This window comes from Vibrio sp. 1159, from assembly GCF_033340395.1.
Classification (GTDB): domain Bacteria; phylum Pseudomonadota; class Gammaproteobacteria; order Enterobacterales; family Vibrionaceae; genus Vibrio; species Vibrio alginolyticus.
This window is the reverse complement of record NZ_JAWOWL010000049.1, coordinates 12704-37794: the sequence shown is the minus strand read 5'-3', so window position 1 is coordinate 37794 and position 25091 is coordinate 12704. Positions and strand designations below refer to the sequence as shown.

The following is a 25091-nucleotide window of genomic DNA, read 5'->3' as shown; positions in this document are numbered from 1 at the left end:
CTTTAAAATACAAAACGCCCGATGAAGTACATCGAGCGTTTTAGTTAAAAAGTGTCAACCCATATCAGGACGGGTCAGTCAGCAAGTGCAATTATTTGCGAACAGCGATTGCTTCAATCTCGATGCCAACATCTTTTGGTAGGCGAGCCACTTCTACACAAGAGCGTGCAGGGTAGTTTGCTACGCCGTGCTCATCAAAGAACTTGCCGTAAACTTCGTTCACTGTGCCAAAGTCATTTAGGTCTTTAACAAAAACCGTTAGCTTTACAATATCAGATACTTTAAGACCTGAAGATTCAACTACAGCCTTTACGTTTTCTAGAGACTGACGAGCTTGTTCTGCGATATCAGCAGACACTTCACCTGTCGCTGGGTTTACTGGGATTTGGCCTGAAGTAAGAACCATGTTACCTAGATCTACGCCTTGAACGTAAGGACCGATTGCTGCTGGTGCAGACTCAGTGTGAAGTACTTTCGTCATTTGATTTTTCCATCAGTTGTAGGGAATAAAGATTCTCAGTTTGCCTCTAAACCCTCGGTAGGTAAAGAGCAAAATACCCTGACATTGCAGGGTATTTTAAACGTATCACAGCCTAGTCGTGCGGCGTGTTTATCGCTCGGTTACGATCTCGCGTGAGAACACTTTCTCGCAGTATTTACACTTTAGGCGGATTTCTTGTTTCTTCTCGAACACGCTAAAGCTGCTTTCTACTGGTTCATTATGAGAAATACAGTTTGAATTCGGGCATTCAAATACATCATTGATGCGCTCAGGAAGCTCTAACGCGAGCTTTTTCACCACTTCATAATTCTCGATTTGATTCACGGTCGCGTGAGGAGCATACAACGCTAGCTTGCTCGCTTGCTCTTCATTGATAAACACATTTTCGATTTTGAGTAGATCTTTATGACCGAGTGCTGATGATGGCAAGTTCAGTCCAATCGTTACGCGTTGTGATGAATTGTGCATATCGAACAGTCTTAATACTTTGATGCCGATTTGCGCAGGGATGTGGTCGATGACCGTACCATTTTTGATTGCTTCTACCTGCAATTGAGTTTCTTTAGCCATGATTTTTCCCCTCGATTACAGTGTTTCGTTTAGAACAAGCGCCAGCAGTGCTTGGCGAGCATACACGCCATTTTGAGCTTGCTGGAAGAAGTAAGCATGAGGCGTTTTATCAACATCAGTTGTGATTTCATCCACACGTGGTAGTGGGTGCAGTACTTTCAAGTTCTCACGCGCGCCTTCTAGTAGTGCCGCCGTTAGGATGTAAGCCGACTTAATATGAGCGTATTCCGATTCGTCAAAGCGTTCTTTCTGTACGCGTGTCATGTACAGAATATCCAGTTCAGGAATCACACTTTCCATGTCTGTGTGTAGGCTATATTGAATGCCAGCTTCGTCTAGTTCTTCGCAGATGTAATCTGGCATTGCCAGAGCATCTGGTGCAACAAAGAAGAAGCGGATGTTGTTAAACTTTGCTAAGGCTTGAGTCAGTGAGTGCACTGTGCGGCCATATTTTAGGTCACCTACGAATGCGACGTTCAGGTTGTCTAGACGCCCTTGTGTTTCCGCGATGGTGTATAGGTCGAGTAGCGTTTGAGTTGGGTGTTGGTTTGCACCGTCGCCCGCGTTGATCACTGGCACGCCATTTGAAAATTCAGAGGCCAAGCGAGCGGCGCCTTCTTGTGGATGACGCATCACAAAGGCATCGACGTAAGAAGAGATGACTTGTACTGAATCTGCGAGTGTTTCGCCTTTTTTCGCCAGAGAGGTATTACCATCATTATCAAAGCCAATCACGTCACCACCAATGCGCTGAATCGCTGTTTCAAACGATAAACGTGTACGTGTTGATGGTTCAAAGAAACAACTTGCAACGACTTTGTTTTTAATCAGTTCTGGTCGAGGTGCTTTTTTAAGGCTACCTGCTGTTTCTACGATAAGTTCCAGTTCTTCGCGTGAAAGCTCTGGAATAGAGATGATGTGCTTCTGGTAAAGCGAGTTCGCCATGATCTTCTTCCCTATAACATTGATGACTACATCCAAATAACCGAAAGGAATTTTGGACATAAAAAAACCTCCCCAATGGGGAGGTTTTAAAATTCAATAGAATTAACGAAAATAATACCACGTAAGCGTAGTCGCTTAGCGAGAGCAAATCGCGTTTTTACGTCAGCAATCAGCGTGGTCATTTCTTAATCCTCAGACAAATTGCCGAGCATTATACGCTTAACTTTCGTGAGCGCAAGCGATTACATCATGGTTTTTATCGGCTGTTTTTGCGCACTGGTTTAGCTTCCTAGCGTCGCAACCATCACGGCTTTGATGGTATGCATACGGTTTTCAGCTTCGTCGAATACGATGGAGTATTCCGATTCAAATACCTCTTCTGTTACTTCAAGGCCTTTCATACCGTATTTTTCAGCGACTTCTTTGCCGACGGTGGTTTCATCATTGTGGAAAGCTGGAAGGCAGTGCATGAATTTCACATGTGGATTACCCGTTTGCTTAATCACGTCCATATTGATTTGATAAGGTGTCATTAACGCTACACGTTCATCCCATGCCTCGGCAGACTCACCCATAGACACCCAAACGTCGGTGTATAGGAAGTCACAACCTTTCACACCTTCCTCAACGCTTTCTGTTAACGTGATTTTTGCACCGGTTTGTTGCGCGATAGTTTGACTAGTTGCCACGAGCTCTTCTTCAGGCCAGAACGCTTTTGGCGCGACAAGGCGAATATCCATGCCCATTTTCGCTGCGCCCACCATAAGTGAGTTACCCATGTTGTTGCGCGCATCACCTAGGTAAGCGAAGGTTATTTCATGTAGCTGTTTACCACGGCCGTGCTCTTGCATGGTCAGGAAGTCAGCAAGGATCTGGGTTGGGTGGAACTCATCCGTTAAACCATTCCACACTGGAACACCAGCATAAGTACCAAGCTCTTCAACAATGGATTGGCCAAAGCCTCGGTATTCAATCCCGTCGTACATACGACCAAGAACACGAGCAGTGTCTTTCATCGATTCCTTATGACCGATTTGCGAGCCAGAAGGGCCGATGTAAGAGACTTGAGCACCTTGGTCAAAGGCAGCGACTTCAAACGCACATCGGGTACGAGTCGAAGATTTCTCAAAGATTAGTGCGATGTTTTTACCTTGAAGTTTCTTCTGCTCTGTTCCTGCATATTTAGCTTTTTTTAGCTCTGCAGACAGTTCGAGCAAAAACTGGATTTCTTTGGTTGAGAAGTCCAATAGCTTCAAAAAGTTGCGGTTACGTAAATTGAAAGCCATAGCTCGTCCCTTAGTACATGTGATTAGATTAATAGAACTCATTAAAACATATAAATGCTTTTATTGTGAATAATTATTTTTAATTAAAGCTAAAAAAGGTTGATGTATTCACATCAACCTTAGTTTTGATTCACCTAATGTAAAGGGACGAGTAAGTTATATATCGTCTCGTTCTATTGGACAGCTCATACAGCGAGCGCCACCGCGACCACGACCAAGCTCGTTACCAGGTACTGTCAGTACTTTGATGCCAGCTTTATCGTATTTTTCGTTGGTGTATACATTGCGTTCGTAACCAATTACTACGCCCGGTTTTACAGTTAGAACGTTATTGGCATCATTCCATTGTTCGCGTTCCGCTTCATAGCTGTCACCACCCGTGGTGATGATTTTCAGCTGATCTAAGCCAAGAGCGGACTCAATCGCGTGCAGATAGTTATGTGAGGCTTCAACATGCATTTCACCGTTGCCTTTTGGTGTTAAGCGCCATGTGTCGAGATCTTTGCGCATGATCTCTGGGTAGACAGAGAAAGTATCTACATCCATATGGGTCATCACAGTGTCTAAATGCATACATGAACGGTGTTTAGGCAGATCAATTGCAATAACTTCGGTAGCTTGGCCTGCTTTAAATAGGCTCGCTGCAAGGTTCTCTACGCCTTGCGCGGTCGTACGCTCAGACATACCGATCAGAACTGCACCTTTACCAATAACCAACACATCACCGCCTTCGACATTAGCATTATCATAATGCAGATCATCGTCACCGAAGTATTTGATAAAATCTTGGCCAGCAAAAATTGGGTGCCAACGATAAATCGCACGTAGGTGGTTTGTTTCACGTTGGCGTGCAGGCATCATCATCGGGTTAAGAGAAACGCCGCCATAAACCCAACATGAGGTATCACGAGTAAAGAGGTGATTAGGCAGTGGCTCAATAACAAAGTCGAGAGGACGCTTCATTTTTGGCAGCATAGAAGATGAGGAGATCGGTAGCTCTGAGTATGCTAAGCCACCTAAAAAGATGCAGGCAAGATGTTCATCATCCATTTCTGAAAAGTATTGGCGTAGGTCTCGCGCAAATGTTGGCCCGTAGCGAAAGTCAGAAATCTGAGTGTTCAGCAGCCATTGTTTTGCTTCTGGAACAGCGAGGGTTTCGACCAGTAAATCGTGGAGGAGAAGCACTTCAACGTCTTGCTCGCGCAGCGTACGTGCGAATGCATCGTGCTCTTCACCTGCCGCTTCTACAGCAAGAACGTCATCAAATAGCAACTCATGACAGTTTGACGGAGTTAAGTGGGTTAGGGCGCGTTCAGGGCGATTTAATAGAACTCGTCGAAGTTGACCAACTTCTGATCCAACGTACAGCTTGCTCATTTTGTATCCTTACAAATTTTCCAGCCATTAGTTATGACAAGCTTCCTAGAAAGATGCAAGTTATCAAGCTTTGTTTATATTCTGGTGTTTCTGGTTTTGTGAGTTTTTTATTTTTATTTTGATTCTTATGAAATTTATTATTAGATATAAATGCTATTTTACTAAAATTAGAGTGCGTGCGTTTTTATTCTAATTTTCCCGTTGAGAAAGAATACACGCACAGTGCATAAAATGTGCATTTTTATTCTAAATTATGCATTATTAAAGTGAATTTATTCGTTATGCTTCTTCGTTTTACACGTGAGTGTATTCAAGAAAGCATCATAAACACGCATAGAAAGAGAAAATAACCACATTAAGTGTCAATTAGGATGTTCTGAATATTAAAAAATGCCATTCTTTGTTAATTTTTTGTTTCTTTGTGTGGTCGGTTTAATATTTAGATTCAAATAACCGATAAGAATCGCAGTGGTATGATGTTTGTTTGTGGCTTTTCATCGCAATCCATGCCATATTTCACCGGATCAGCATACTCAGTATCGGGTATTGTGTTTCCATCAAGTAACTAATCTGGAGCCAAAACATGTCTCACGAAGATGAATATCTATCAGTAGAAGAATTAATTGAGATTCAAAAGGAAGAGACTCGCGATATCATTGCAGCATTGCTAGAAGATGGCAGCGATCCAGATTCGCTATACGAAATTGAGCACCACCTGTTTGCAGAAGATTTTGACACGCTAGAAAAAGCGGTAGTTGAAGCATTCAAGATGGGCTTTGAAGTTCTTGAAGCAGAAGAAACTGAAGATGAAGATGGTAACAAGTTGCTTTGCTGTGATGCGACTATGGAGTCCGCACTAGACACAGAAGCGATTGATGCGCAAGTTGAAAAATTGATTCACTTGGCAGAAAAATACGACATCATCTATGACGGTTGGGGTACGTACTACGAAGGCGAAGATGCGCTTTACCCTGAAGAAGATGAAGACGACGAGTAATCAAAGCTCACTACTTTTGGAAAAACCAGCGTTTAACGCTGGTTTTTTTATTCCTTGAAAAACTGACGAATGTGGAGGCGATAAATAATTCACATTGAGTTTATAGGGGATTTCTCCCTATAATGCGTGAAAATTGATCTAGCTCAAGGTGTATATGCAACTCTCACTCGCCGGTTTATGGCAAGTCTCTCCACTGACGGACCTTTCTATCCCACAGGATGACATTACTTTCCCTGCTCCTTTGAGTCAGGTATTGCCAGCTGAACTGACAGAAGAAGCAATTCGTCAGCAAGAGTGGCACCTGATGCATGACATTGAAGTGGACGAATCCATGATGGCATTCCCAGCGGTAGAAATGGTGTTGGGTGGTGTGGATTACCATGCAGAAGTGCGTTTGAACGGAGTAGCATTGTTCGACTGTGACGGTTCTCAAAATGTCTACAAGAAAGACATTCGTCCGTTCATGCAAATGGGGCGTAACCGCTTTGAAATCTTGTTCTTAGAGGAAGAAGAGGATCTTCTGTTTGATGAAGATAAACCTGAGCTGTGCTCTCTGTCCGATCATGAATATAAAAAAAGTGATGAGCGCTTAGGGGTATGGCAAGAACCGTATCTGCAGTTCATTCGCAATGTACGTTTAGACCGCGTGGCAACCGAGCAGATTTGGCACCACGGTGGTGGTTGCGAGTTTAAAGTAGACTTGTACTATCAAACTTTTGCGCCGGGTCTGGTCTCTGCATCGGTTAAGTTTAATGGTATGACTTACCATATTCCTATTGATGTCCGAGCGGAGCATGCGAGCGCTTTATTCCAGATCGAAGCGCCAAAGTATGCCGATCTTACTGATCCTGATCCAAGTGATCTCTACCAATTGTCTGTTGAGTTGGATGGGCAGCACCAAAACTTCACTGTTGCCTTGAGCCAGGAGCTTTGTGTTACCCATGTTGTGCTTTAACTTCTAATAATATTATCTATTACAGCATCTTAAGCATTACGACTTCACATGCATCATGCCCTGTTTGTCCAAGCGGGGCATCGAGATGCTCAAAGCCTAGCTTTTCATACAAGCTTACCGCTTCTCTCAGACATTCAGTTGTCTCTAAATAGCACTGCTGATACCCAAATTGTTCCGCCAATTGTAAGCTCAATGCGACGATGCGTTTGGCTAAACCGTGTCCTCGTGTTTGAGGTAAGAAGTACATCTTTTGTAGTTCACACACATTTGGCTCGCCAGCTAAAGGGGCAAAGCCACCGCCACCAACGATCTCTCCGCGATGTTCAATGACCCAATAGGCGGCCCCGCATTGATTGTAAACCGAATACATATCATCAAGCGTTGGATCGGCCACACCATAACCTTTGTCTGCGGTTAAGCCGTATTCTGCAGAGACTTTACGAATCACATCTGCGACTTGCGGGTTGTCTGCTTTAGTAAGAGGCCGAAGAACGTATTCCTCAGACTGACACACTTTTGTTAGCCCTTTTAGGTAAGTCTCTAGACCAAGTTTGAGTTGCTCTTGCTCGCTGTCATCGAGTTGGGTAAGCAGTTGTTCAAAGAAGTGGTTTTGCTGTTGGTCCAGTTGTGATAACGCCTGTTGGCCTTGCTCTGTAATCGCTACGAGTTGACTACGTTTGTCTTTTGGGTTTTCGATGCTCTCGACCAAACCTAATTTAATCAAACCAGTAACGGTTCGGCTCGCGTTGGACTTGTCGACATTAAGCTGCTGTGCCAGCTGATTGATGGTCAATGGCTGCAATTGGATTTCACCCAATGCGTGCGCTTGCACTGGAGTGAGAGCGACATCGCCGCATTGTTTATCAAGCATACCAAGCAATCGGACGGCTTGACGGGAGTAGTGTCGAAGTTGACGAGCGTTCATTATCACTTACCTCTAAAAATAAAGTTGCGCACCGCAATTAAATTAATTGCGGTGCGCAACCTTGTCAATGGTAAATGTCATTTTTCTCGTTAGGAGACGTAGTGAGCCTCCATGTTTAAGCGTGGTGATGTAAACAAAACTGCGGTGCTGGAGCTTTTTCTGATGATTTACGCATCCATACTTTCTCGTGGAAGTAGTAAGCCACCGTGTTCAAACTCGGCTCTAGCATCGCCATTACGCCGCCGACAAATGCATCACCTGTTAGTAAGTAAACCACGGTAAAAGCGACGCTGAAGTGCACGGTCGCAAAGCTTGCGGTTTTTAATTTGGTCATCCACTGACGAGCTTTAAGTGCTGGGACTTTTGCCCATGCCTTTTCATGAAAGTAGAAGGCTACGGTGTTCACTGAAGGCTCAATCATGGCAATTAAACTACCAATTAGAATGTCGCCTGTGAGTACGTAAGCGACACTAAATGCGATAGTAAAATGCAGTGCTGCGAAAGTTAGTGTCTTTTTCATGATAATTACTCAATCGTGTTTGTTTCGATGAGTTCATTATCGATAATAATTCTCATTAATGCTAATGGGTAATGAGTATTGTTGTGATAGGGGGAAGCTATTGATGATGGTTTTGGTGAAATGTATACAAAAAAGGTTGGCCATGATGACCAACCTTTGAACCAAAAGTGAGAAGTGTTAATTCTTCTCTTTCACTGAGGCTTAAAGCGCAGCGATCGTTGTCTTCTGCTCTTCTAGCTTAGCTAGTGTCTCTTTGTAGCCTTCAAGCTTCTCACGCTCTTTAGCAACAACTGCTTCAGGTGCTTTCGCTACGAAGCCTTCGTTACCTAGTTTGCCTTCGATACGCTTGATTTCGCCGTGAGTCTTCTTGATTTCGCCATCTAGACGAGCAAGCTCAGCATCTTTGTCGATCAGACCTGCCATTGGGATCATCAACTCAGACTTACCAACCAGTGCTGTCGCACATGCAGGAGTTTGTTCGCCAGTTTCAAGCACGCGTACTGCTTCTAGCTTCGCTAGTGACATCAGTACTTGCTTGCTTGCTTCTAGACGAGAGGCATCTTCTGCATTTGCTGCTTTCAGCATAACGTCAAGCGGCTTACCAGGGTTGATGTCGTATTCAGCACGTAGGTTACGGATGCTGGTAATGAACGCCTTCACCCATTCGATATCATCTAGCGCTTCTTGGTTGAAGTTTGCTTCGTCGAATTGAGGAAGTGTTTGTAGCATGATTGTCTCGCCTTCTACACCTTCAACTAATGGCTTGATGCTTTGCCAGATAGTTTCAGTGATGTAAGGAATCACTGGGTGAGCTAGACGTAGAGTCTTCTCAAGAACCGTGATTAATGTACGACGAGTACCACGCTGTTGTGCTTCAGTACCTTTCCATAGAACTGGCTTAGTAAGCTCTAGGTACCAGTCACAGAATTGGTTCCAGATGAATTCGTAAAGCGTGTTCGCAGCCATATCTAGACGGAAGTTGTCGATATGGTTGTTGAACGCTTTCGCTGCTAGTTCAAACTGAGACTCGATCCACTTGTCTGCTAGTGAGTATTCAATCTCACCACCGTTGAAGCCACAATCTTGCTCTTCTGTGTTCATCATTACGTAACGGCTTGCGTTCCATAGCTTGTTACAGAAGTTACGGTAACCCTCAAGACGCTTCATATCCCAGTTGATATCACGACCTGTCGATGCCATTGCTGCAAGAGTGAAACGCAGTGCGTCTGTACCGTATGCTTCGATACCGTTTTCAAACGTCTTACGAGTGTTCTTCTCGATCTTCTTCGCTAGTTGAGGCTGCATCATGTTGCCACAACGCTTCTCTACGAGAGACTCTAGGTCGATACCATCGATCATGTCGATTGGATCAAGGACGTTACCTTTCGACTTAGACATCTTGTCGCCGTTTTCGTCACGGATTAGACCAGTAACGTAAACTGTCTTAAATGGTACTTGTGGTTTGCCGTTTTCGTCTTTCACGAAGTGCATGGTCATCATGATCATGCGCGCAACCCAGAAGAAGATAATGTCGAAACCAGTTACTAGTACGTCTGAAGGGTGGAATACTTTCAGATCGTCAGTTTGCTCTGGCCAACCTTGAGTACCGAACGTCCATAGTGCAGAAGAGAACCATGTATCCAGTACGTCTTCGTCTTGGTGCAGTTCAATGACTGACTCTAGGTTGTTGTTCTTACGAACTTCTTCTTCAGTGCGACCTACGTAAACATTACCTTGGTTGTCGTACCAAGCTGGGATGCGGTGACCCCACCATAGCTGACGAGAGATACACCAGTCTTGAACGTCACGCATCCAAGAGAAGTACATGTTTTCGTATTGCTTAGGAACGAATTGGATGTCGCCGTTTTCTACTGCTTCAACTGCAGTTTTCGCTAGAGGCGCAGTACGCACGTACCATTGGTCAGTTAGCATTGGTTCGATAACCACGCCACCACGGTCGCCGTAAGGAACTTGTAGATCGTGATCTTTCACTTCTTCAAGTAGACCTAGCTCGTCGAATTCAGCAACGATAGCTTTACGAGCGGCAAAACGCTCCATACCGTGGTATTTAGCTGGTAGTTCAGTGCTGTAAGCTTCGCTTGCTTCGCCGTTAGTGTTGAATACTTCTGCTGAGTCGCGGATGTTCGCGTCGAAAGTCAGAATGTTGATCATTGGTAGCTGGTGGCGCTTACCTACTTCGTAGTCGTTGAAGTCGTGCGCAGGTGTGATTTTCACACAGCCAGTACCTTTTTCCATATCTGCGTGCTCATCGCCCACGATTGGGATGCGACGATCAACGATAGGAAGGATGATTTCTTTACCGATAAGATCTTTGTAACGTGGATCTTCTGGGTTAACTGCAACACCTGTATCGCCTAGCACGGTCTCTGGACGAGTCGTTGCAACAACGATGTAGTCTTTGCCATCCGCTGTTTTTGCGCCATCTGCTAGTGGGTAGCGGAAGTGCCACATGTTGCCTTTAGTGTCTTTGTTCTCTACTTCTAGATCTGAAATCGCGGTGTGTAGCTTTGGATCCCAGTTAACTAGACGCTTACCGCGGTAGATTAGATCGTCTTCGTATAGACGTACGAACACTTCTTGAACGGCGTTAGATAGACCATCGTCCATCGTGAAGCGTTCACGATCCCAGTCTACAGATGCGCCAAGACGACGAAGCTGCTTAGTGATAGTGCCGCCAGATTCGCCTTTCCATTCCCAGATTTTGTCGATGAAAGCTTCACGACCGTAATCGTGTTTTGTTTTGCCTTCTTCTGCAGCGATCTTACGCTCAACAACCATCTGAGTTGCGATACCAGCGTGGTCAGTACCTACTTGCCAAAGGGTGTTTTTACCCTTCATACGTTCACAACGGATAAGCGTATCCATGATCGTATCTTGGAACGCGTGGCCCATGTGTAGGCTACCAGTGACGTTCGGTGGCGGGATCATGATGCTGTATGATTCTTTAGTAGTGTCACCGTGTGGCTTAAAGTAGCCTTTCTCTTCCCAAGTCTGATACAGAGCTTGTTCGATTGAAGTTGGGTTGTATGTCTTTTCCATAGCGCTCTTTTAATGGATACGTTGATGGTTGAATCTTAGTCAATCTTTATAAGTGAGGGATCTTAACAAGATCGCCTTAACTATAAGGATTGACCGTTAAGGATATTGAATTTCGATCGTTTGCAGCTGGTAACCTGCTTGACGGTAAATTTTATATCTTTCTCTTGCGAGTTGTTTAGCTTTTTCTTCGCAGGGCACGAAGTCTACCACTTGAGCAAACTTGTTCGCAAAGGTTGTCTCATTTTCCGCCAAATTAATTACCAGCTGACGGTTCCAATTAGGTTTTACACCTTCATGGCCGATTTCAATGTTGGTGGCGTATTTCGGTCCCTCGCCTACGAGGTTATGTGCCATGAACTTGTCTGCATCAACTTGCCAAAAGGCTTCAGCGAGCTGCTCGGCGTGTGGTTTGTCTTGGCAGTTTAAATACACTTTAGCGCCTTGGCGAGCAAAGTGCTGAGCCAAAAACACGATGTATTCTTCAAAGCCAGCCACCGTTGCTTGCGGGCTCTCTTCGTTAATGATGTAGAAGGTTGCAGTTTGCATCATTCTCTCACTTGCCTTGGGTCTCTTCCTAAGACCATCTTAAGTCCCACTTTCATTTTAGAAAATTAGGATAATAAAAAAGGGCCTTGCGGCCCTTTTAGATGTTGTTCAGAAATTACTCTTCTGTCTCTTGGCCGCTGCGGTTCAAAAGGAATTGGACAAGCATTGAGACAGGACGGCCCGTTGAGCCTTTCGCTGCGCCTGATTTCCACGCGGTACCTGCGATATCGACGTGTGCCCAGTTGTACTTCTTCGCGAACTTAGATAAGAAGCAACCCGCAGTAATTGTGCCACCAGGGCGACCACCAATGTTTGCCATATCCGCAAACGGGCTTTTCAACTGTTCGTGGTACTCGTCTGCCATTGGTAGACGCCATGCACGGTCACTCGCTTGCTCAGAAGCGTTTACTAGCTCATGAGAAAGAGGGTTGTGGTTAGAGATTACGCCGCTGATATGGTGGCCTAGTGCGATAACACAAGCACCAGTTAGCGTTGCAACGTCAACCACGCAGTCTGGTTCGAAACGCTCTACGTAAGTCAGTGCGTCACAAAGAACAAGACGGCCTTCAGCATCCGTGTTCAGAACTTCTACAGTTTGACCAGACATGGTCGTTAGGATGTCACCTGGACGGTAAGCGTTGCTGCCAGGCATGTTTTCACAACCCGCTAGAACACCAATAACGTTGATTGGTAGGTTTAGCTTCGCCAGCGCTTTCATTGTACCGAATACCGATGCCGCACCACACATGTCGTACTTCATCTCATCCATACCTTCGCCCGGCTTTAGAGAGATACCGCCTGAGTCGAAGGTTAGACCTTTACCTACGAGCACAATCGGTTTTGCATCTGAGTCAGGGTTACCTTTGTACTCGATGATAGACATCATAGATTCGTTTTTAGAACCACGGCCTACTGCTAGGTAAGAGGTCATACCCAGTTTTTCCATCTCTTGCTCACCAATAATTTTGGTGGTTACGGTTTCGTAGTCGTCCGCTAGACGACGAGCTTGAGAAGCAAGGTAAGCTGGATTAGCTACGTTTGGCGGCATGTTGCCAAGGTCTTTTGAGGCTTTGACACCTGATGCGATAGCAAGACCATGAGTGATTGCTTTTTCACCCAAGTTCAATTCACGACGCGTTGGTACGTTGAAAACAAGCTTGCGCAGTGGGCGGCGAGTCTCAGGTTTCACGCTCTTGAATTGATTAAATGTGTATAGACCATCTTTAGTCGCTTCTACAGCCTGGCGCACTTTCCAGTATGTATCACGACCCTTAACATGCAGTTCAGTTAGGAAACATACCGCTTCCATTGAGCCTGTCTCGTTAAGTGTGCTGATCGTCTTTTGAATGATTTCCTTGTACTGGCGCTCGCCAAGTTCACGCTCTTTGCCGCAACCGACAAGTAAAACGCGCTCTGACAAAACACCTGGTACTTGATGCAGTAGCAGCATCTGACCAGGTTTACCCTCTAGATCACCACGGCGAAGTAGTGAACTGATGTAACCGTCACTGATTTTATCAAGTTGTTCGGCTACTGGAGAAAGGCGACGTGGTTCAAACACACCAACAACGATACATGCGCTACGTTGTTTCTCTGGACTGCCACTTTTTACACTGAACTCCATGCGTACTCCTACATCCTGAAGACAAATTGCTCTAAATGTTAGATAATGATCGCTTACTTGTTGAATTTTAGCTCCAGGCTTACATGCAGAGCTGATTAAGCGACTAACATCTAGTTTATAATTTTTAAAAAAATAAATGGTTCAACGGGAAACTATAGTGATTCGACCAAAAAAACAAGTTTTGTATAGGTAATTTCAGCGTGATTATTGTTAGATATTTGATCCGCGAAACACTCAAGAGCCAATTTGCGATTTTTTTCGTACTTTTTTTGGTGTTTGTAAGCCAGAAATTCATAAGTGTTCTTGCTGATGCTTCTGATGGGGATATTCCTGCTGGATTGATTTTCTCGATTGTTGGTTTGAACATGCCAGCAATGGGTCTGTTAATGCTGCCTTTAAGTCTGTATATCGGCATATTGATCACATTTGGTCGTCTGTATGCAGAGAGCGAAATTGTCGTAATGAACGCGACAGGTATTGGTAATAAATTCTTGGTTCAAGCGGCCTTATACCTAGCGTTGATTACTTCAGCGGTGGCGGCTTTCAATGCGTTGTGGCTATCGCCGTGGTCTCAAGACCGCGTTGAGCAGCTTTATGAGCAGGTAGCGTCAGAAAACAGCGTTGACCTACTTAAAAAAGGTCAGTTCCAAGGTACACCAGACGGTTCATCGGTTGTGTTCATCGATGACATTAAAGACAATACCTTGAGCAACGTTTTTGTTGCGCAGATGCGCCCTCGAGATTCAGTGTTACCGAGTGTGATGTTCTCATCTTCTGGTGAAGTAAAAGAGCTTTCGGACGGTCGTCAGATCATCACTATGAAAGAAGGTACGCGTTATGAAGGTGTGCCTACTCGCGTTGAATATATGATCACGAAATTCGATGAATACGAAGGTGTTATCGGCCAACGTGAGGTCAAAAAGAAAGGGCGAGACTGGGAAGCATACCCAACGGTTGACTTGATAGGTCACCCAGATCCAGAGGCGCAAGCGGAGCTACAATGGCGAATTTCGTTATTTGTGTGTATTCCACTCTTAACAATGCTCGTTATTCCTTTGTCTGCGGTGAATCCGCGTCAGGGACGGTTTGCCAAAATGGGGCCTGCGATTCTGATCTATCTAGCGTATTTCTTGGCGATCAGTGCAACCAAATCTGCATTAGAAGATGGTGACATCCCGGCTGCTATTGGTATGTGGCCAATCAATGCGATGTTGCTGATTGTTGCTATCATGGCGAATATGATGGACAGCGTTGCTGCTAGACGAATAAAAGACAAATTCCGCAAGAAGAGGCTCGCGTAAGCTGTGTTCAAAATCTTAGACCTTTACATCGGTAGAACCATCATCTCTACCACTGCCTTGGTTTTAGCGACGTTTGTTGGCTTATCGGGCATCATCAAATATGTAGAACAGCTACGTAAAGTAGGGCGAGGTGTGTACGACCTCACTCATGCGTTGTACTTTGTGTTACTCAGTGTGCCGCGTGATATCGAAATGTTCTTTCCAATGGCGGCATTACTCGGTGCCCTGATCGGCTTAGGTATGTTGGCTTCAAGCTCTGAGCTGGTGGTGATGCAAGCTGCTGGTTTCTCTAAGCTGGATATCGGGTTATCGGTACTAAAAACGGCCGTCCCGCTCATGATTGTCGTTATGGCGTTAGGTCAATGGGGCGCTCCTGAGGCCCAGAAGATGGCCCGTGACTTACGTGCGTTTGCGATATCAGGTGGTAGCATTGTGTCTGTGCGCTCAGGTGTGTGGGCTCGTGACGCAAACGACTTTATCTTTATAGGTAAAGTCGAAGACGACAAGCTTCATGCTTTAAATATGTGGCGTTTTGATGATGATAAGAATCTACAAAAAGTTATTTTCGCCGAAGAAGTCGACTACCAACAAGATAACAACTGGCTGATGCGCTACGTACAAATTACGGACATGGAAAATGAAAACGTAATTTCAAAGCAAGACATCGAACAGATGGAGTGGCACACCTCTTTGGCACCAGATAAGTTAGCTGTGGTGACCGTGAAGCCAGAAGAACTGTCGCTGAGCGGTTTGTATGATTATGTGACTTACCTAAAAGCATCGGAACAAGATGCATCTCGCTATGAGTTGGCGTTTTGGCGTAAGTTGACTCAGCCGCTTTCAATTGCTGTGATGATGTTAATGGCGCTATCTTTTGTTTTCGGTCCACTCAGAAGCGTGACCATGGGGGCAAGGGTATTGTCGGGCGTGGTTGCCGGGTTTACTTTTTACATATCCAGTGAGTTCTTTGGCCCATTAAGCTTGGTGTATGGCATATCCCCAGTGTTTGGTGCTTTGGCCCCGAGTTTGGTGTTCTTAGCTATTGCGATTGCATTGCTACGAAGAAAGCTATGACTGAAGCATCATCGAATAAACCAAGTTTTACCGAACCAAATGTAAAAGGAAGGCATTACGCCTTCCTTTTTTGTGTTCCTAGACAAGTTAGTTTGCCTTGGGTAATACAACTACCTCTGTTTTGGCCCAAATGTCGTGGAAACCACGTTTCTTCGGATCAATCGGTACAGTCAGATTTGCCAAGCCAAAGCCAGATGTCGAAATACGAATCAGAGCTTGAGTTACCGTAATTGGTGCACCGTCTTTGGCATTGCGAACTCGAAGCTTCCAAGCGCGCATCCCAAGAGTTTGTCCTGCTCGCGTCCAGAAGAACACAAAGAAATATATCCACACACCCGCAAGATAAAGTGTAAATAGAGGGCTCAATACAGGGTGCTTTCCGAGCATATCTGCGGCATCTGCGTACTCGCCATAGCTCAACAATCCTGCTGCATTTAGTGCAAACACAACGGCCATAACAATACCAGCGGCCATCATTTCAATTGCGATAATAATCAATGTGTCGTAAATCAACGCTGCAAGTCGACGAAAGAGACCAGCAGGTGGAAGAGTTGTAGACGTTGCCATTATTCCATCACTTACCTTAAAAATTGTGCGTCAGAATATAGATTCCCTCACCAAGAGAAAAGAGACCTAACGCACAGAGTCTTTAATTGTGTATAAACTAAGTGACTTTTCTGCCCTACGTTATCAGCACATGTCATGATACACGAGGCCGTGCAGCAATATGTTTCAACTGAATTCGACTCTCTTAACCATTGGCTCTTTGGTCTGTGACCAGATTAGATAGCTGAGAGAGTTGGTGTTTCTCATCTTCGGTATAATGTTGGCTTAACGAAAGCTCTAAAGCTTTTTCTGACAGCTTGATTGCTGGTGACAAAAATAACTTAGGGTGCATACTAGAGAGAGCTAGCAAGGCCTTTTGTAGGCGAATCTGTATTTGGAGTTGCGCTGCACCATCGTGTGCTATCGGCAAAAAGACATCATCAAACAAATCCTGGCAGCTCAATGCGGGCACAAATAGTCTAGGATATCGAGTTTTGGTAGGAGGCTCACTGAGTAGGTCTCCCCATAATGAAAGTGCTCGTACAGAACGCCCAAGAACGTCAATTGCGGTGCCATTATCATTTACAGCCGGAGATAGTGCTCGTGAGGCGATTTCCGCCATAACGACTAAACCAAAGCGAGGGTCCTGATCATATGAACGCTCCGTTCGAATCGTGAAGGCTGCCGTTACTTCGCTTTCGTCTGGCAATTCTCCACAAACCCAAGCCAATGGTTGACCTACGTACACAAAACTTCCCGGTTGTCGCTCAAGGTAGATGGTGCATTGGTTTGCTTCAGCAATACTATCGAGATGATGCATATCAACATGCTGTAAGTAGCCAATTTCTTGGCTCAAAATAGGTTTACTTCCTCTGGGTTTATGTTCTGGGTGGCTCCACGGGTGAGCACCTAGCCAACGCTCTTTGCCCCGTTTTCTTATCGCATCTAACAAGGCTTGCTCCACGTATGAAGTGGTTTCACTGACCCTTCCTAGTACGGAAAGGTGCTGAATCCAACGTAGCAGAGTGAGTATGATCATCACGATTACGGCGATAGTTACGATGAACAGATAAATTTGTGCTTGTTGATGATAGGCCCCAATACCTAGCGCGATAATTCCTACCAAACTAAATAGAAAAGAGCCAAGAAAGGTTGCTAAGGCATTTTGTGTTGTGCTGTCTTCCATCAACAGTTTTGTCGCTCGTGGCGTTACCCCCGCACTAGCGGCACTGTATGCTGAGACCATAATATTGAGAGAGAATGTAGTCACTGCAAGCATGGAGGTTGCGAGGATATTTAATATGTTGTTCAACAAATCCTTGCTGACGTTGATGGCAGGGGGCAGAGTAATGAACTGGTTTAAAACAATCGACATTAAGGCGGTAGCAACAGCTAGTAATGCGTAGAGTGACGTCCGGACCCACAGTTTTCGTGTCATCTGTTTCAGTAACCACTGCCATTTTGACCCAGTCATTCTTTGCTCCTATTCAGTTCTCACTAGAAAGTCGATAGAAAATTCAGAAAGTTATTCTTGCTTAAGCATAGGTTAAATGCCCGTCGTTCTGCTTGATATTTCATGCATCACGAAAGTAAGAAAGCTGCTTGCTTCAAAGAATGGTGCTCTTGAGGTGTGAATTACCACGATTCTGTTACCTTAATTGATAGATGAATTAAAAGTATGTGATTGAAAAGAGGTAGCGCATGATTGTAATTACAGGTGCAAGTAGCGGCTTAGGGGCGGAACTAGCAAAGCGTTATGATGCGGAAGGCAAAGAGACGTATGTAATAGGAAGAAATACAGAAAAACTATCCGCACTAGCAAAACAACTCTCTCATAACGTCGGCTATCAAGCTTGCAACCTCTCATTACATCAAGGTGTGAAACAGCTCTTTGATGGGATGAAACAGCCTCCTGAAATGGTCATTCATAGTGCAGGAAGTGGTTATTTTGGCTTACTGGAAGAGCAGGAGCCGGAAGAGATTCAAAAGTTGATTGATAACAACCTGAATTCTGCGATTCATGTGTTAAGAGAGTTAGTAAAGCGTTACAAAGATCATCCAATAAAAGTGGTCATGATCATGTCCACAGCCGCGCAACAACCTAAAGCGCAAGAGTCTACGTATTGTGCAGTGAAATGGGCCGTCAAAGGATTAATTGAGTCGGTTCGTTTGGAGCTAAAAGGAAAACCTATGAAAATTATCGCGGTTTATCCTGGTGGAATGGATACGGAATTCTGGAAAACAAGCGGCAATACGATGGACACGAGTCACTTCATGCAAGCAGAAGATGCCGCAGAGATGCTCCATAATGCGTTGTCGAGCATTGGGAATGGTTATGTTTCTGATATTACAGTGAATAGAATTTAAAAAGAGTTTCGTATACTCACTTTCATCTGGAAGAGTAGTAGAAAATGGAGCGTACGTTTCTTATGAGTACAGCTTTGTCACACTTTGTGGCGAAATTATCAGCAAACGATAGTTATTTAAGGTATTTCTGCTTGCGCAGGTCAAAAGCTTACGTATAATGCCAACCATCAAAGGGCAATAGCCCAAAGATGCCGGTGTGGTGAAATTGGTATACACGACGGATTCAAAAACGGTTGCGTTTACCAAAAATAAAAGCTAAAATCGGGAAAAATCAACGACTTGCGTTGATTGAAACTCTGTAAAAATTGTTGTATAGAGTTGTATAAGTGGCGCTGTGGAGAAATCGGTAAACTCAGGTGATTCAAAATCACCCGCCTAACGGCTTGGCGGTTCGAGTCCGCCCAGCGCTACCACTATTTAAAAAGACCGCCTAAAAAGGGCGGTTTTTTGCGTTTTAGAGCATGTTATGAAATTAAGCTTTGAAAGAAATGAGTTTTTTTTTAAAAATCTGTCAAAAGATGAACAATTAGAAATATTGTTTGAAGATAGAAAAAACATGTCAAAGTATATAGCTGCTTTAAAAATGCACATTATGGAAAATCAGGGAATAGAAAAAGAGAAGTTAGAAGAAGAACTTTTAATCTATTATCTGAAAAAAGAATAGACACTTCGCTAACATCGAAAAATTTTCGATGCACTCAGCGCCAAAAGTTTTAAAAAAATGAAAAAAAACGAGAAGAAGATTTCTTCGAAACTCTCTCGTTTTTTCATTTTTTAACTCTCTGAAAACTTCGAAACAAAATTCTCTGTTCCACTTTTTTTATCAACTTTAAAATTAGAACAATCTACAAAAAAGCTAATATCTTCAAAGCTCAATTTCATAGAACATTCTGAATATTTCTCAACAGTGTAACCCATCTTTTCCAAGTCAGACGTTTTAATTCTCGAAATCATCTCTTTTGTATCTTTGTCATACAACGCTAAAAATCCAGTATTACCAATCCAGCTCCTAATTTGAAAAACTTTATTTTCCATAGGATGACTTTGAGATAAATACTCAATAACAGTTTTGCTACTCTGTTTTTCAACAGTTTGTACAGATTGAACAGAAGATGAAACAACAGAATCAATGACGTTATTATCTGTATTTGTAGAAATTATTTCTTCATCAGAATAACTAATCATTTCTATTTCAGAAGTTTTAATATTTTCTTGCGGTTGTTTAAAATGGCTTGAGTTTTGCAATTCACTCATATTTAAATCCAATCCGCCATAAGTAAATTTATAAACCACGAAAGCCAAGAAGCAATAAGCCATTATCATTTGCGGCTTTAACCAAATAGATCCAACACCTTTTGAAGCATCGCTTTCAATAACTTCACCCTTGGACAATAAGTGTGAGTTATAACACTTAAAAACGTGTTTTTTATAGCTTTCAACTTTTGAACCAACAATGTTTTTTTGTTGATCGTAAATAGTCAAAGTGTATCTATTTTTAAATAAACCAAAAATGCTAAACATTTGCTTTTTTTGTAATCTATAACGATATTCAATTAGATCAAGAATATCACGAGGCAAAGCTTTGTCCGTTTGAGTTATTAAAACAATGTCATAACCATCTTGTCTATGCGTCGAGAAAAATTCGCGTATCTCGGACACTTCTTTTTTCTTTTTGTCTTTTGGTAAACAAAAATGAGCTTCGTCAATAATAACAAGTGGCGCTTGATTCTTTTCATTTCGCCAGTCGTCCTTCATATCATCAGCAGTTTGAAAAGCGTCATACGGTGAGCCAGTCTTTCCCATTCTTATTTCAATGAGCTCTTTCGGATACTCTAAAATCTCAGTCAAATAAGGCACGTTCAAAGGTAAGTTAGTAACTATTTTTCGACCTTCCGCTAATGCGCTCAAAACATACTTATAAACCGTATAATAACTTTTTCCCCCACCTGGCACGCCAAGCACTAAATTAATTGCCATAATCTTTACTTCCCTAATTTGATGAATGGCGTCATACGCAATCCAATTTTAAAAATAATTGTCATAATTACCATATTTAATGCAGTGCCAATCCCTAAAGCACCAGCAGCGTTATAAACTTCCGTTGGTAGTTGTGAATAATATTTGTCAAAATCAATAAACGTTATCAATTCCGCCATAGTATTTAAAGTTCGTATTGCTAAACCCATCCCCATATCTAAAAAATAATAGAAAAGGTCTTTAAATAAAAGTTCAGCCGTTGCTATTAAACGCTCAAAAAAACGTCCTATATTGTCAATTAAATCTTGTATCATTTAAAATATCTCCCTTACACAAGCCAGCGCAACCAAAAGCAAAATAACACTTCTTAAAATTGCTATTAAATTTATTGTCTTATCTCCAATCTGAACAGCTTGAAGATCAATTGTATAATGTCCAAAGTTCAGATCTTCACTAACATTCAAATCAATATCGAAAACAGGAAAATCATAATCTCCAGTACCGAAAGGATTCATATTTCCAAATAAGTTTTGGATTGGTGAGTTCTCTAAACTCTTAAAATGTTTATCGAAAATCCAATAAAGAGGATCTTCTCCTTCGGCGTTTGGTTTATAGCTTTGTTCGTAAAAATCAAATGGCTCTACACCACCACCGACAGGAATAACAGTCCCTAAATCAGGTCCAGAACTTCCACCGCTATTATTTCCATTGCCACCGCCAGTTACATCACCTTTCGGAACAGTTATTGTTATAGTTATTGGTGGAGTTGTAGAAATATCACCAGTTTCTTTATCTTCAGTTGTTTTTTCAGTGGTTGTTGTAATTGTTACATCATCAGAATCAGCTTCCGTTTCGTAAACTTTATCTTCAACAGTAGTTATTACTTTTTCAGGTGTTTCAACAACTTCTTTTATCTCAGGTGGAGCATCACAAGACTCAGCTTTTCCATCAGTCCAATATTTATAATCACCATTTTCCCCAGTTTCGCCATTACACCATTGACGAAAAGAGATTTCAGGCTCTCCATTCTCATCAGTTTTTACATAGCAAAAATCTTCTTCAAACGGCATAGGAGGTAAAGAAGCACCACTTTCGGAAGTTCCCACATAATTAACTTTACGACAATCAACTTCATCAGCCGTTATATCTTCAACAGAGATTTCCTTCGGAATCATTTTGCAATAAGCAAAAACGTTATAGCTAAAATAAACTCCAAACTCATTAGATAAACCATGAAAACGCTCTTCAGGTAAATTAGGGATTAACTTTCGAGCACGTTTTAAAACATGGTCATAAGTACAATCAGTTTCTTCCCCAGCTTCATCACTACAAGAAACTATTCTTATTTCTTTATTATTTAACAAGTATTCCGATTTTTTTAAAAAAAAGTGATAAGGCGTTATTTTAGATTTTTCAATAAAAACAGAATCAGCAAGACCTTCAGATTCGTAAGATGAACAAATGAAATTATCAAAAGCTTCAGGGCTTAAAATACCGTCAGAAGGTTGTTCAGGCTCTTCACCACGCTTTAAACCATAGTCCGGTGGAACACAAATATAAGAACCTTCAAAGGTATAGCCAGAGGGTATTTGAAGTATTTCAGCGCCACGATCAAAACAATTCTTGATAGTATACTTACCAGTTTTTGGTGTAAGAGATTCACCACGATTGTATGTCGTACCATTAACAGTATAAATATAAGTAAAATCAGATGGATTAGGTTGATTAGTAAAAAAAGTGAAATTAGAATATGCAGAACCAACTTCATAAATATTCAATGATGCAGACATGCTTATACGACCAAAATGACTTTCACTATGTACTATATAATCAGATTCAGAATAAGCGTGAGCTCGTGGCGCGAAAATGAAAAGTGAAATTAGGAATAGACCGTAAAATAAAACAGTCCTTGTCGTTTTAATATCATTTCGATAAAATCTTATCAATAATTTTAAATACTCCATGTTAATTCCTTAGTTAAAAAGTTGTACGCATACCAGCTATTAACGCTATTGCGCTTAAAGCACCAAATAAAATGTAAAGAACTATTGAAAGCGCTTGAAAGCTTCCTTCGATAGTTGAAAAATCCATAACCATAATTTTTACTCCACAGCATTTTTGAAAACTCGGTAAACTAAATTAACGATAATTAAGCCAACCATAAACATTATTATTTTGTCTTTCATGTAAGTCACAACAGACATATCCACAAAAGAAAAAATCCTTAAAAAATGAACCATATTTTTCTCCTTATAAAAAAGAAAAAAGGAACCCGAAAGCCCCTTTTCCCCATAAGAAAATAACTTTCGTTATTATCTCGCGTAGCGTTTAAAGATATGGTAAACCAGACCAGTAATACACACACCAACCATCACAAGAACGATCTTGTCTTGCATCGCAGAAACACCTTGTAAATCAATGTTTGCTACAATATCAAGTGGTTGTACTTTTTCGATTGTTTCTTCCATATTTTTCTCCTTAATTTAATTTAAAATGAAAGTTTGATTTTTATGACTTAATCGCAGAACGAATAAGACCGACCACCACGCCACTTAAATAAGGCAAGATAATCATTAAAAATCCAGCATTATAAGCAGATGAAAAATCCGTGATCTCAATAATCATTTGAATTATTACTCCACTATTTTTGGTAAAGTTTGCAAGAAGTAATTAACGTAACGTTTGCCGTTAGATTCTCTCTCAGAAATATAAACTTCAGCTTCAAAAACTTCACCTTTTAAACCTTCCAAAAATGAAATATTTTCAGGCGTTGATAATTTACTTCCGACCTTTAAAAATACGTCAGAACCGTTTTCTAATTCAGCTTTTAAAGTATATTCAGTCCAAGCGTTATTAGTTGTTTTTACTTCGCGAGATATTAAGCGCCTTGCTTCGGCAACTACAAAAAAAGTTAATTTCATATTTAATCCTTATATTTAATTTGGTTTTTACATATATTTGAAATAACACGAATATAAAAAACGTCAAGAGCAATATTGAAAAAAAATTAATAAATGTTATTTGATATATAGCGTTTAAAATCAAAGGAGAATTAAAATGAAAAAATTAGCGTTAGCAACATTACTATTATTAAGCGGTTGTGCTTCACAACAACAAATAACAGAAAATACATTTGAACAAAAAGCAAATGACATTTTGTTTAATGAAATAAATTCTTTAAAAGAAAACTCGAAAGACTATGAAGAAGTTCAAATAAAGCTTGTAGACATAATCGAAAAAGAAAAAATCCAAGATATTGATATAACTTTTAATTTTACAACAGAAGCTAAAATAAAAGATTTGTTAGATATATTTGAATACTATGATTTAAATGTGATTGTAGATTCTACAATTGATTTAGAAAGCCCTATCATCATAAATAGATATAGTGGAAAACTTGAATCTTTAATAAATGCAATTGCAAATAACACCAATTTAACTTTTACAACAAAAGATAGCTTTATCTATATTAAAGAAAAATCGACATATAAAATTAAAGTCGTTCAAGATAAAGACGTAATAGAAGCAGTAAAAGAACAGTTAGAAAAGATGGAAATTGAAGAACTTGTTGTTAGTGAAACAGCAGGATTATTTTCATTTAAAAGCGATTTTAAGACGTTTAAAAAAATAGAAGATGTTGTTTTAGATATAAATAACAACACAAGCCTAATTAACATAGATTTAAGTATAGTTAACGTGCAGCTAAAAGAATCTAATGGAAATGGCTTTGATTGGGAAAGCTTAAATATCGCAGCAAATCTAAATCCAACAGACATTTTAGAAAAAGGGTTTTCATTTCAAAATCAAAAGTTCGGATTAAAAACAGAGAATTTAAACATGTCATTAGTTATGAACGTTCTTAACAGCTATGGAGAAAGCGAAACGTTGCAAAGTACAAGCATTAAGACATTGAGTGGCAAAGAAGCGATGTTTAAGACCACAGAAACAACGCCATTCATTGATAAGACAGAAACAACGGCTAATGGAGATTATGCACAAACAAGCTTTACAACAAACACAACAGAGACAGGTTTAGAAATCAAAATACTTCCTTTTTTTGACAGTGGTTCAAAGATGATAAACACAAAAATAGACGTTCTTAAAAGTAACTTAAAAGGCTTTTTAAACGTATCAAATAGCGAAACAGAGATAAAACAGCCACAAACAGAACAACAGACTTTCAATAGTGTTGTGAGACTTAAAGCAGGTGAAACAAGTGTAATTGGAGGGATCATATATTATTCAAAAAACACAAATGGAAATAATATTTTTTCAGAATTAACTCAAAGCAACAAAGAAGAGTTAATTAAGAATGCTATTTTCATAATAATTAAGCCAAGCGTTAAATCATACATATATAAATGATAACAGAAAAGGCGTTATTTGAGCTTCTTGCACGGTTTCGCCTAATTTATAGCATCTTCGAAAATAATGGCAATACGGGCGATTAAAATAGCTTTAAGGGTTGTTTTATACGTATTTTCGCTTCGCTCAAATCCGCCAATACAGAAATTGCGGC

Annotated in this window: 24 protein-coding genes and 1 tRNA gene; 8 read left to right on the top strand and 17 right to left on the bottom strand. The window is 41.5% G+C overall.

Going from position 1 to position 25091, the window contains the following annotated elements:
- Positions 1-91: 91 nt before the first annotated feature.
- The 5 genes from R7127_RS24315 to arcA all read right to left on the bottom strand — a co-directional run bounded on the left by R7127_RS24315 (position 92) and on the right by arcA (position 4680).
- Positions 92-481: a RidA family protein gene (locus R7127_RS24315; protein ID WP_005381087.1), complete on the bottom strand. Its 390-nt coding sequence runs from the start codon at positions 479-481 to the stop codon at positions 92-94.
- A gap of 129 nt (positions 482-610) precedes the next feature.
- The gene (gene pyrI, locus R7127_RS24310; protein WP_005381086.1) at positions 611-1072 is read right to left on the bottom strand and encodes an aspartate carbamoyltransferase regulatory subunit; all 462 of its coding nucleotides are present in this window, start codon (positions 1070-1072) and stop codon (positions 611-613) included.
- Between the two features lie 15 nt (positions 1073-1087).
- Positions 1088-2017 carry an aspartate carbamoyltransferase gene (gene pyrB / locus R7127_RS24305; RefSeq protein ID WP_005381085.1) on the bottom strand — a complete coding sequence of 310 codons (930 nt, stop codon included), beginning with the start codon at positions 2015-2017 and terminating at the stop codon, positions 1088-1090.
- A 281-nt stretch (positions 2018-2298) separates the two neighbouring features.
- Positions 2299-3303 (bottom strand): ornithine carbamoyltransferase, encoded by a 1005-nt coding sequence (locus R7127_RS24300; RefSeq protein ID WP_033906207.1) that lies wholly within the window; start codon positions 3301-3303, stop codon positions 2299-2301.
- 156 nt (positions 3304-3459) lie between these two features.
- A complete protein-coding gene (gene arcA, locus R7127_RS24295; protein ID WP_005381082.1) occupies positions 3460-4680 on the bottom strand; it encodes an arginine deiminase in 1221 nt (406 codons plus the stop codon).
- A 583-nt stretch (positions 4681-5263) separates the two neighbouring features.
- Here arcA and rraB point away from each other — a divergent pair.
- Positions 5264-5677, top strand: coding sequence for a ribonuclease E inhibitor RraB (gene rraB / locus R7127_RS24290; RefSeq protein ID WP_318148606.1), 414 nt, complete (start codon positions 5264-5266; stop codon positions 5675-5677).
- Positions 5678-5831: 154 nt separating this feature from the next.
- Positions 5832-6632, top strand: coding sequence for a glycosyl hydrolase 2 galactose-binding domain-containing protein (locus R7127_RS24285; protein WP_033906208.1), 801 nt, complete (start codon positions 5832-5834; stop codon positions 6630-6632).
- Positions 6633-6651: 19 nt separating this feature from the next.
- Here the strand turns inward: R7127_RS24285 and R7127_RS24280 are convergent, their stop codons facing one another.
- The 5 genes from R7127_RS24280 to pepA all read right to left on the bottom strand — a co-directional run bounded on the left by R7127_RS24280 (position 6652) and on the right by pepA (position 13307).
- On the bottom strand, positions 6652-7557 hold the full coding sequence (locus R7127_RS24280; protein ID WP_080996865.1) for a bifunctional helix-turn-helix transcriptional regulator/GNAT family N-acetyltransferase: 906 nt from the start codon (positions 7555-7557) through the stop codon (positions 6652-6654).
- Positions 7558-7672: 115 nt separating this feature from the next.
- Positions 7673-8077, bottom strand: coding sequence for a DUF2061 domain-containing protein (locus tag R7127_RS24275; RefSeq protein WP_005381078.1), 405 nt, complete (start codon positions 8075-8077; stop codon positions 7673-7675).
- A gap of 201 nt (positions 8078-8278) precedes the next feature.
- Complete coding sequence (locus R7127_RS24270) at positions 8279-11137, bottom strand: valine--tRNA ligase (RefSeq protein ID WP_064377290.1); 2859 nt, start codon at positions 11135-11137, stop codon at positions 8279-8281.
- Positions 11138-11233: 96 nt separating this feature from the next.
- On the bottom strand, positions 11234-11683 hold the full coding sequence (locus R7127_RS24265; protein ID WP_031777270.1) for a DNA polymerase III subunit chi: 450 nt from the start codon (positions 11681-11683) through the stop codon (positions 11234-11236).
- Positions 11684-11798: 115 nt separating this feature from the next.
- A complete protein-coding gene (gene pepA, locus R7127_RS24260; protein ID WP_005381073.1) occupies positions 11799-13307 on the bottom strand; it encodes a leucyl aminopeptidase in 1509 nt (502 codons plus the stop codon).
- A 200-nt stretch (positions 13308-13507) separates the two neighbouring features.
- Between pepA and lptF the strand changes: the two genes are divergently transcribed.
- Together lptF and lptG are read left to right on the top strand one after the other, a co-directional pair.
- The gene (lptF, locus tag R7127_RS24255; protein ID WP_005381072.1) at positions 13508-14608 is read left to right on the top strand and encodes an LPS export ABC transporter permease LptF; all 1101 of its coding nucleotides are present in this window, start codon (positions 13508-13510) and stop codon (positions 14606-14608) included.
- 3 nt (positions 14609-14611) lie between these two features.
- Positions 14612-15682 (top strand): LPS export ABC transporter permease LptG, encoded by a 1071-nt coding sequence (lptG, locus tag R7127_RS24250; protein ID WP_033906211.1) that lies wholly within the window; start codon positions 14612-14614, stop codon positions 15680-15682.
- An 87-nt stretch (positions 15683-15769) separates the two neighbouring features.
- Here lptG and R7127_RS24245 read toward each other — a convergent pair whose 3' ends face one another.
- Together R7127_RS24245 and R7127_RS24240 are read right to left on the bottom strand one after the other, a co-directional pair.
- Positions 15770-16249: an RDD family protein gene (locus R7127_RS24245; RefSeq protein ID WP_033906212.1), complete on the bottom strand. Its 480-nt coding sequence runs from the start codon at positions 16247-16249 to the stop codon at positions 15770-15772.
- Between the two features lie 184 nt (positions 16250-16433).
- Positions 16434-17702 (bottom strand): DUF2254 domain-containing protein, encoded by a 1269-nt coding sequence (locus tag R7127_RS24240; protein ID WP_017636178.1) that lies wholly within the window; start codon positions 17700-17702, stop codon positions 16434-16436.
- Between the two features lie 227 nt (positions 17703-17929).
- Here R7127_RS24240 and R7127_RS24235 point away from each other — a divergent pair, with 227 nt between their 5' ends.
- The 3 genes from R7127_RS24235 (at position 17930) to R7127_RS24225 (ending at position 19259) form a co-directional block, all read left to right on the top strand.
- Positions 17930-18595, top strand: coding sequence for an SDR family NAD(P)-dependent oxidoreductase (locus tag R7127_RS24235; protein WP_033906213.1), 666 nt, complete (start codon positions 17930-17932; stop codon positions 18593-18595).
- 328 nt (positions 18596-18923) lie between these two features.
- Positions 18924-19008 (top strand) — tRNA-Leu (locus R7127_RS24230).
- Positions 19009-19061: 53 nt separating this feature from the next.
- The gene (locus tag R7127_RS24225) at positions 19062-19259 is read left to right on the top strand and encodes a hypothetical protein (RefSeq protein ID WP_285373083.1); all 198 of its coding nucleotides are present in this window, start codon (positions 19062-19064) and stop codon (positions 19257-19259) included.
- Positions 19260-19369: 110 nt separating this feature from the next.
- Here R7127_RS24225 and R7127_RS24220 read toward each other — a convergent pair whose 3' ends face one another.
- From R7127_RS24220 to R7127_RS24200, 5 genes are all read right to left on the bottom strand, one after another.
- Complete coding sequence (locus R7127_RS24220) at positions 19370-20572, bottom strand: zonular occludens toxin domain-containing protein (RefSeq protein ID WP_318148605.1); 1203 nt, start codon at positions 20570-20572, stop codon at positions 19370-19372.
- 5 nt (positions 20573-20577) lie between these two features.
- Positions 20578-20886, bottom strand: a complete 309-nt coding sequence (locus R7127_RS24215; RefSeq protein ID WP_285373080.1) for a DUF2523 family protein — start codon at positions 20884-20886, stop codon at positions 20578-20580.
- Entirely contained in the window at positions 20887-22536 is a 1650-nt protein-coding gene (locus R7127_RS24210; protein ID WP_318148604.1) for a hypothetical protein, read from the bottom strand.
- 348 nt (positions 22537-22884) lie between these two features.
- Complete coding sequence (locus R7127_RS24205; protein ID WP_267406013.1) at positions 22885-23040, bottom strand: hypothetical protein; 156 nt, start codon at positions 23038-23040, stop codon at positions 22885-22887.
- 165 nt (positions 23041-23205) lie between these two features.
- Positions 23206-23493, bottom strand: a complete 288-nt coding sequence (locus R7127_RS24200; protein WP_267406015.1) for a hypothetical protein — start codon at positions 23491-23493, stop codon at positions 23206-23208.
- A gap of 136 nt (positions 23494-23629) precedes the next feature.
- Here R7127_RS24200 and R7127_RS24195 point away from each other — a divergent pair, with 136 nt between their 5' ends.
- Entirely contained in the window at positions 23630-24937 is a 1308-nt protein-coding gene (locus R7127_RS24195) for a hypothetical protein (protein ID WP_318148603.1), read from the top strand.
- The last annotated feature ends 154 nt before the right edge of the window (positions 24938-25091 follow it).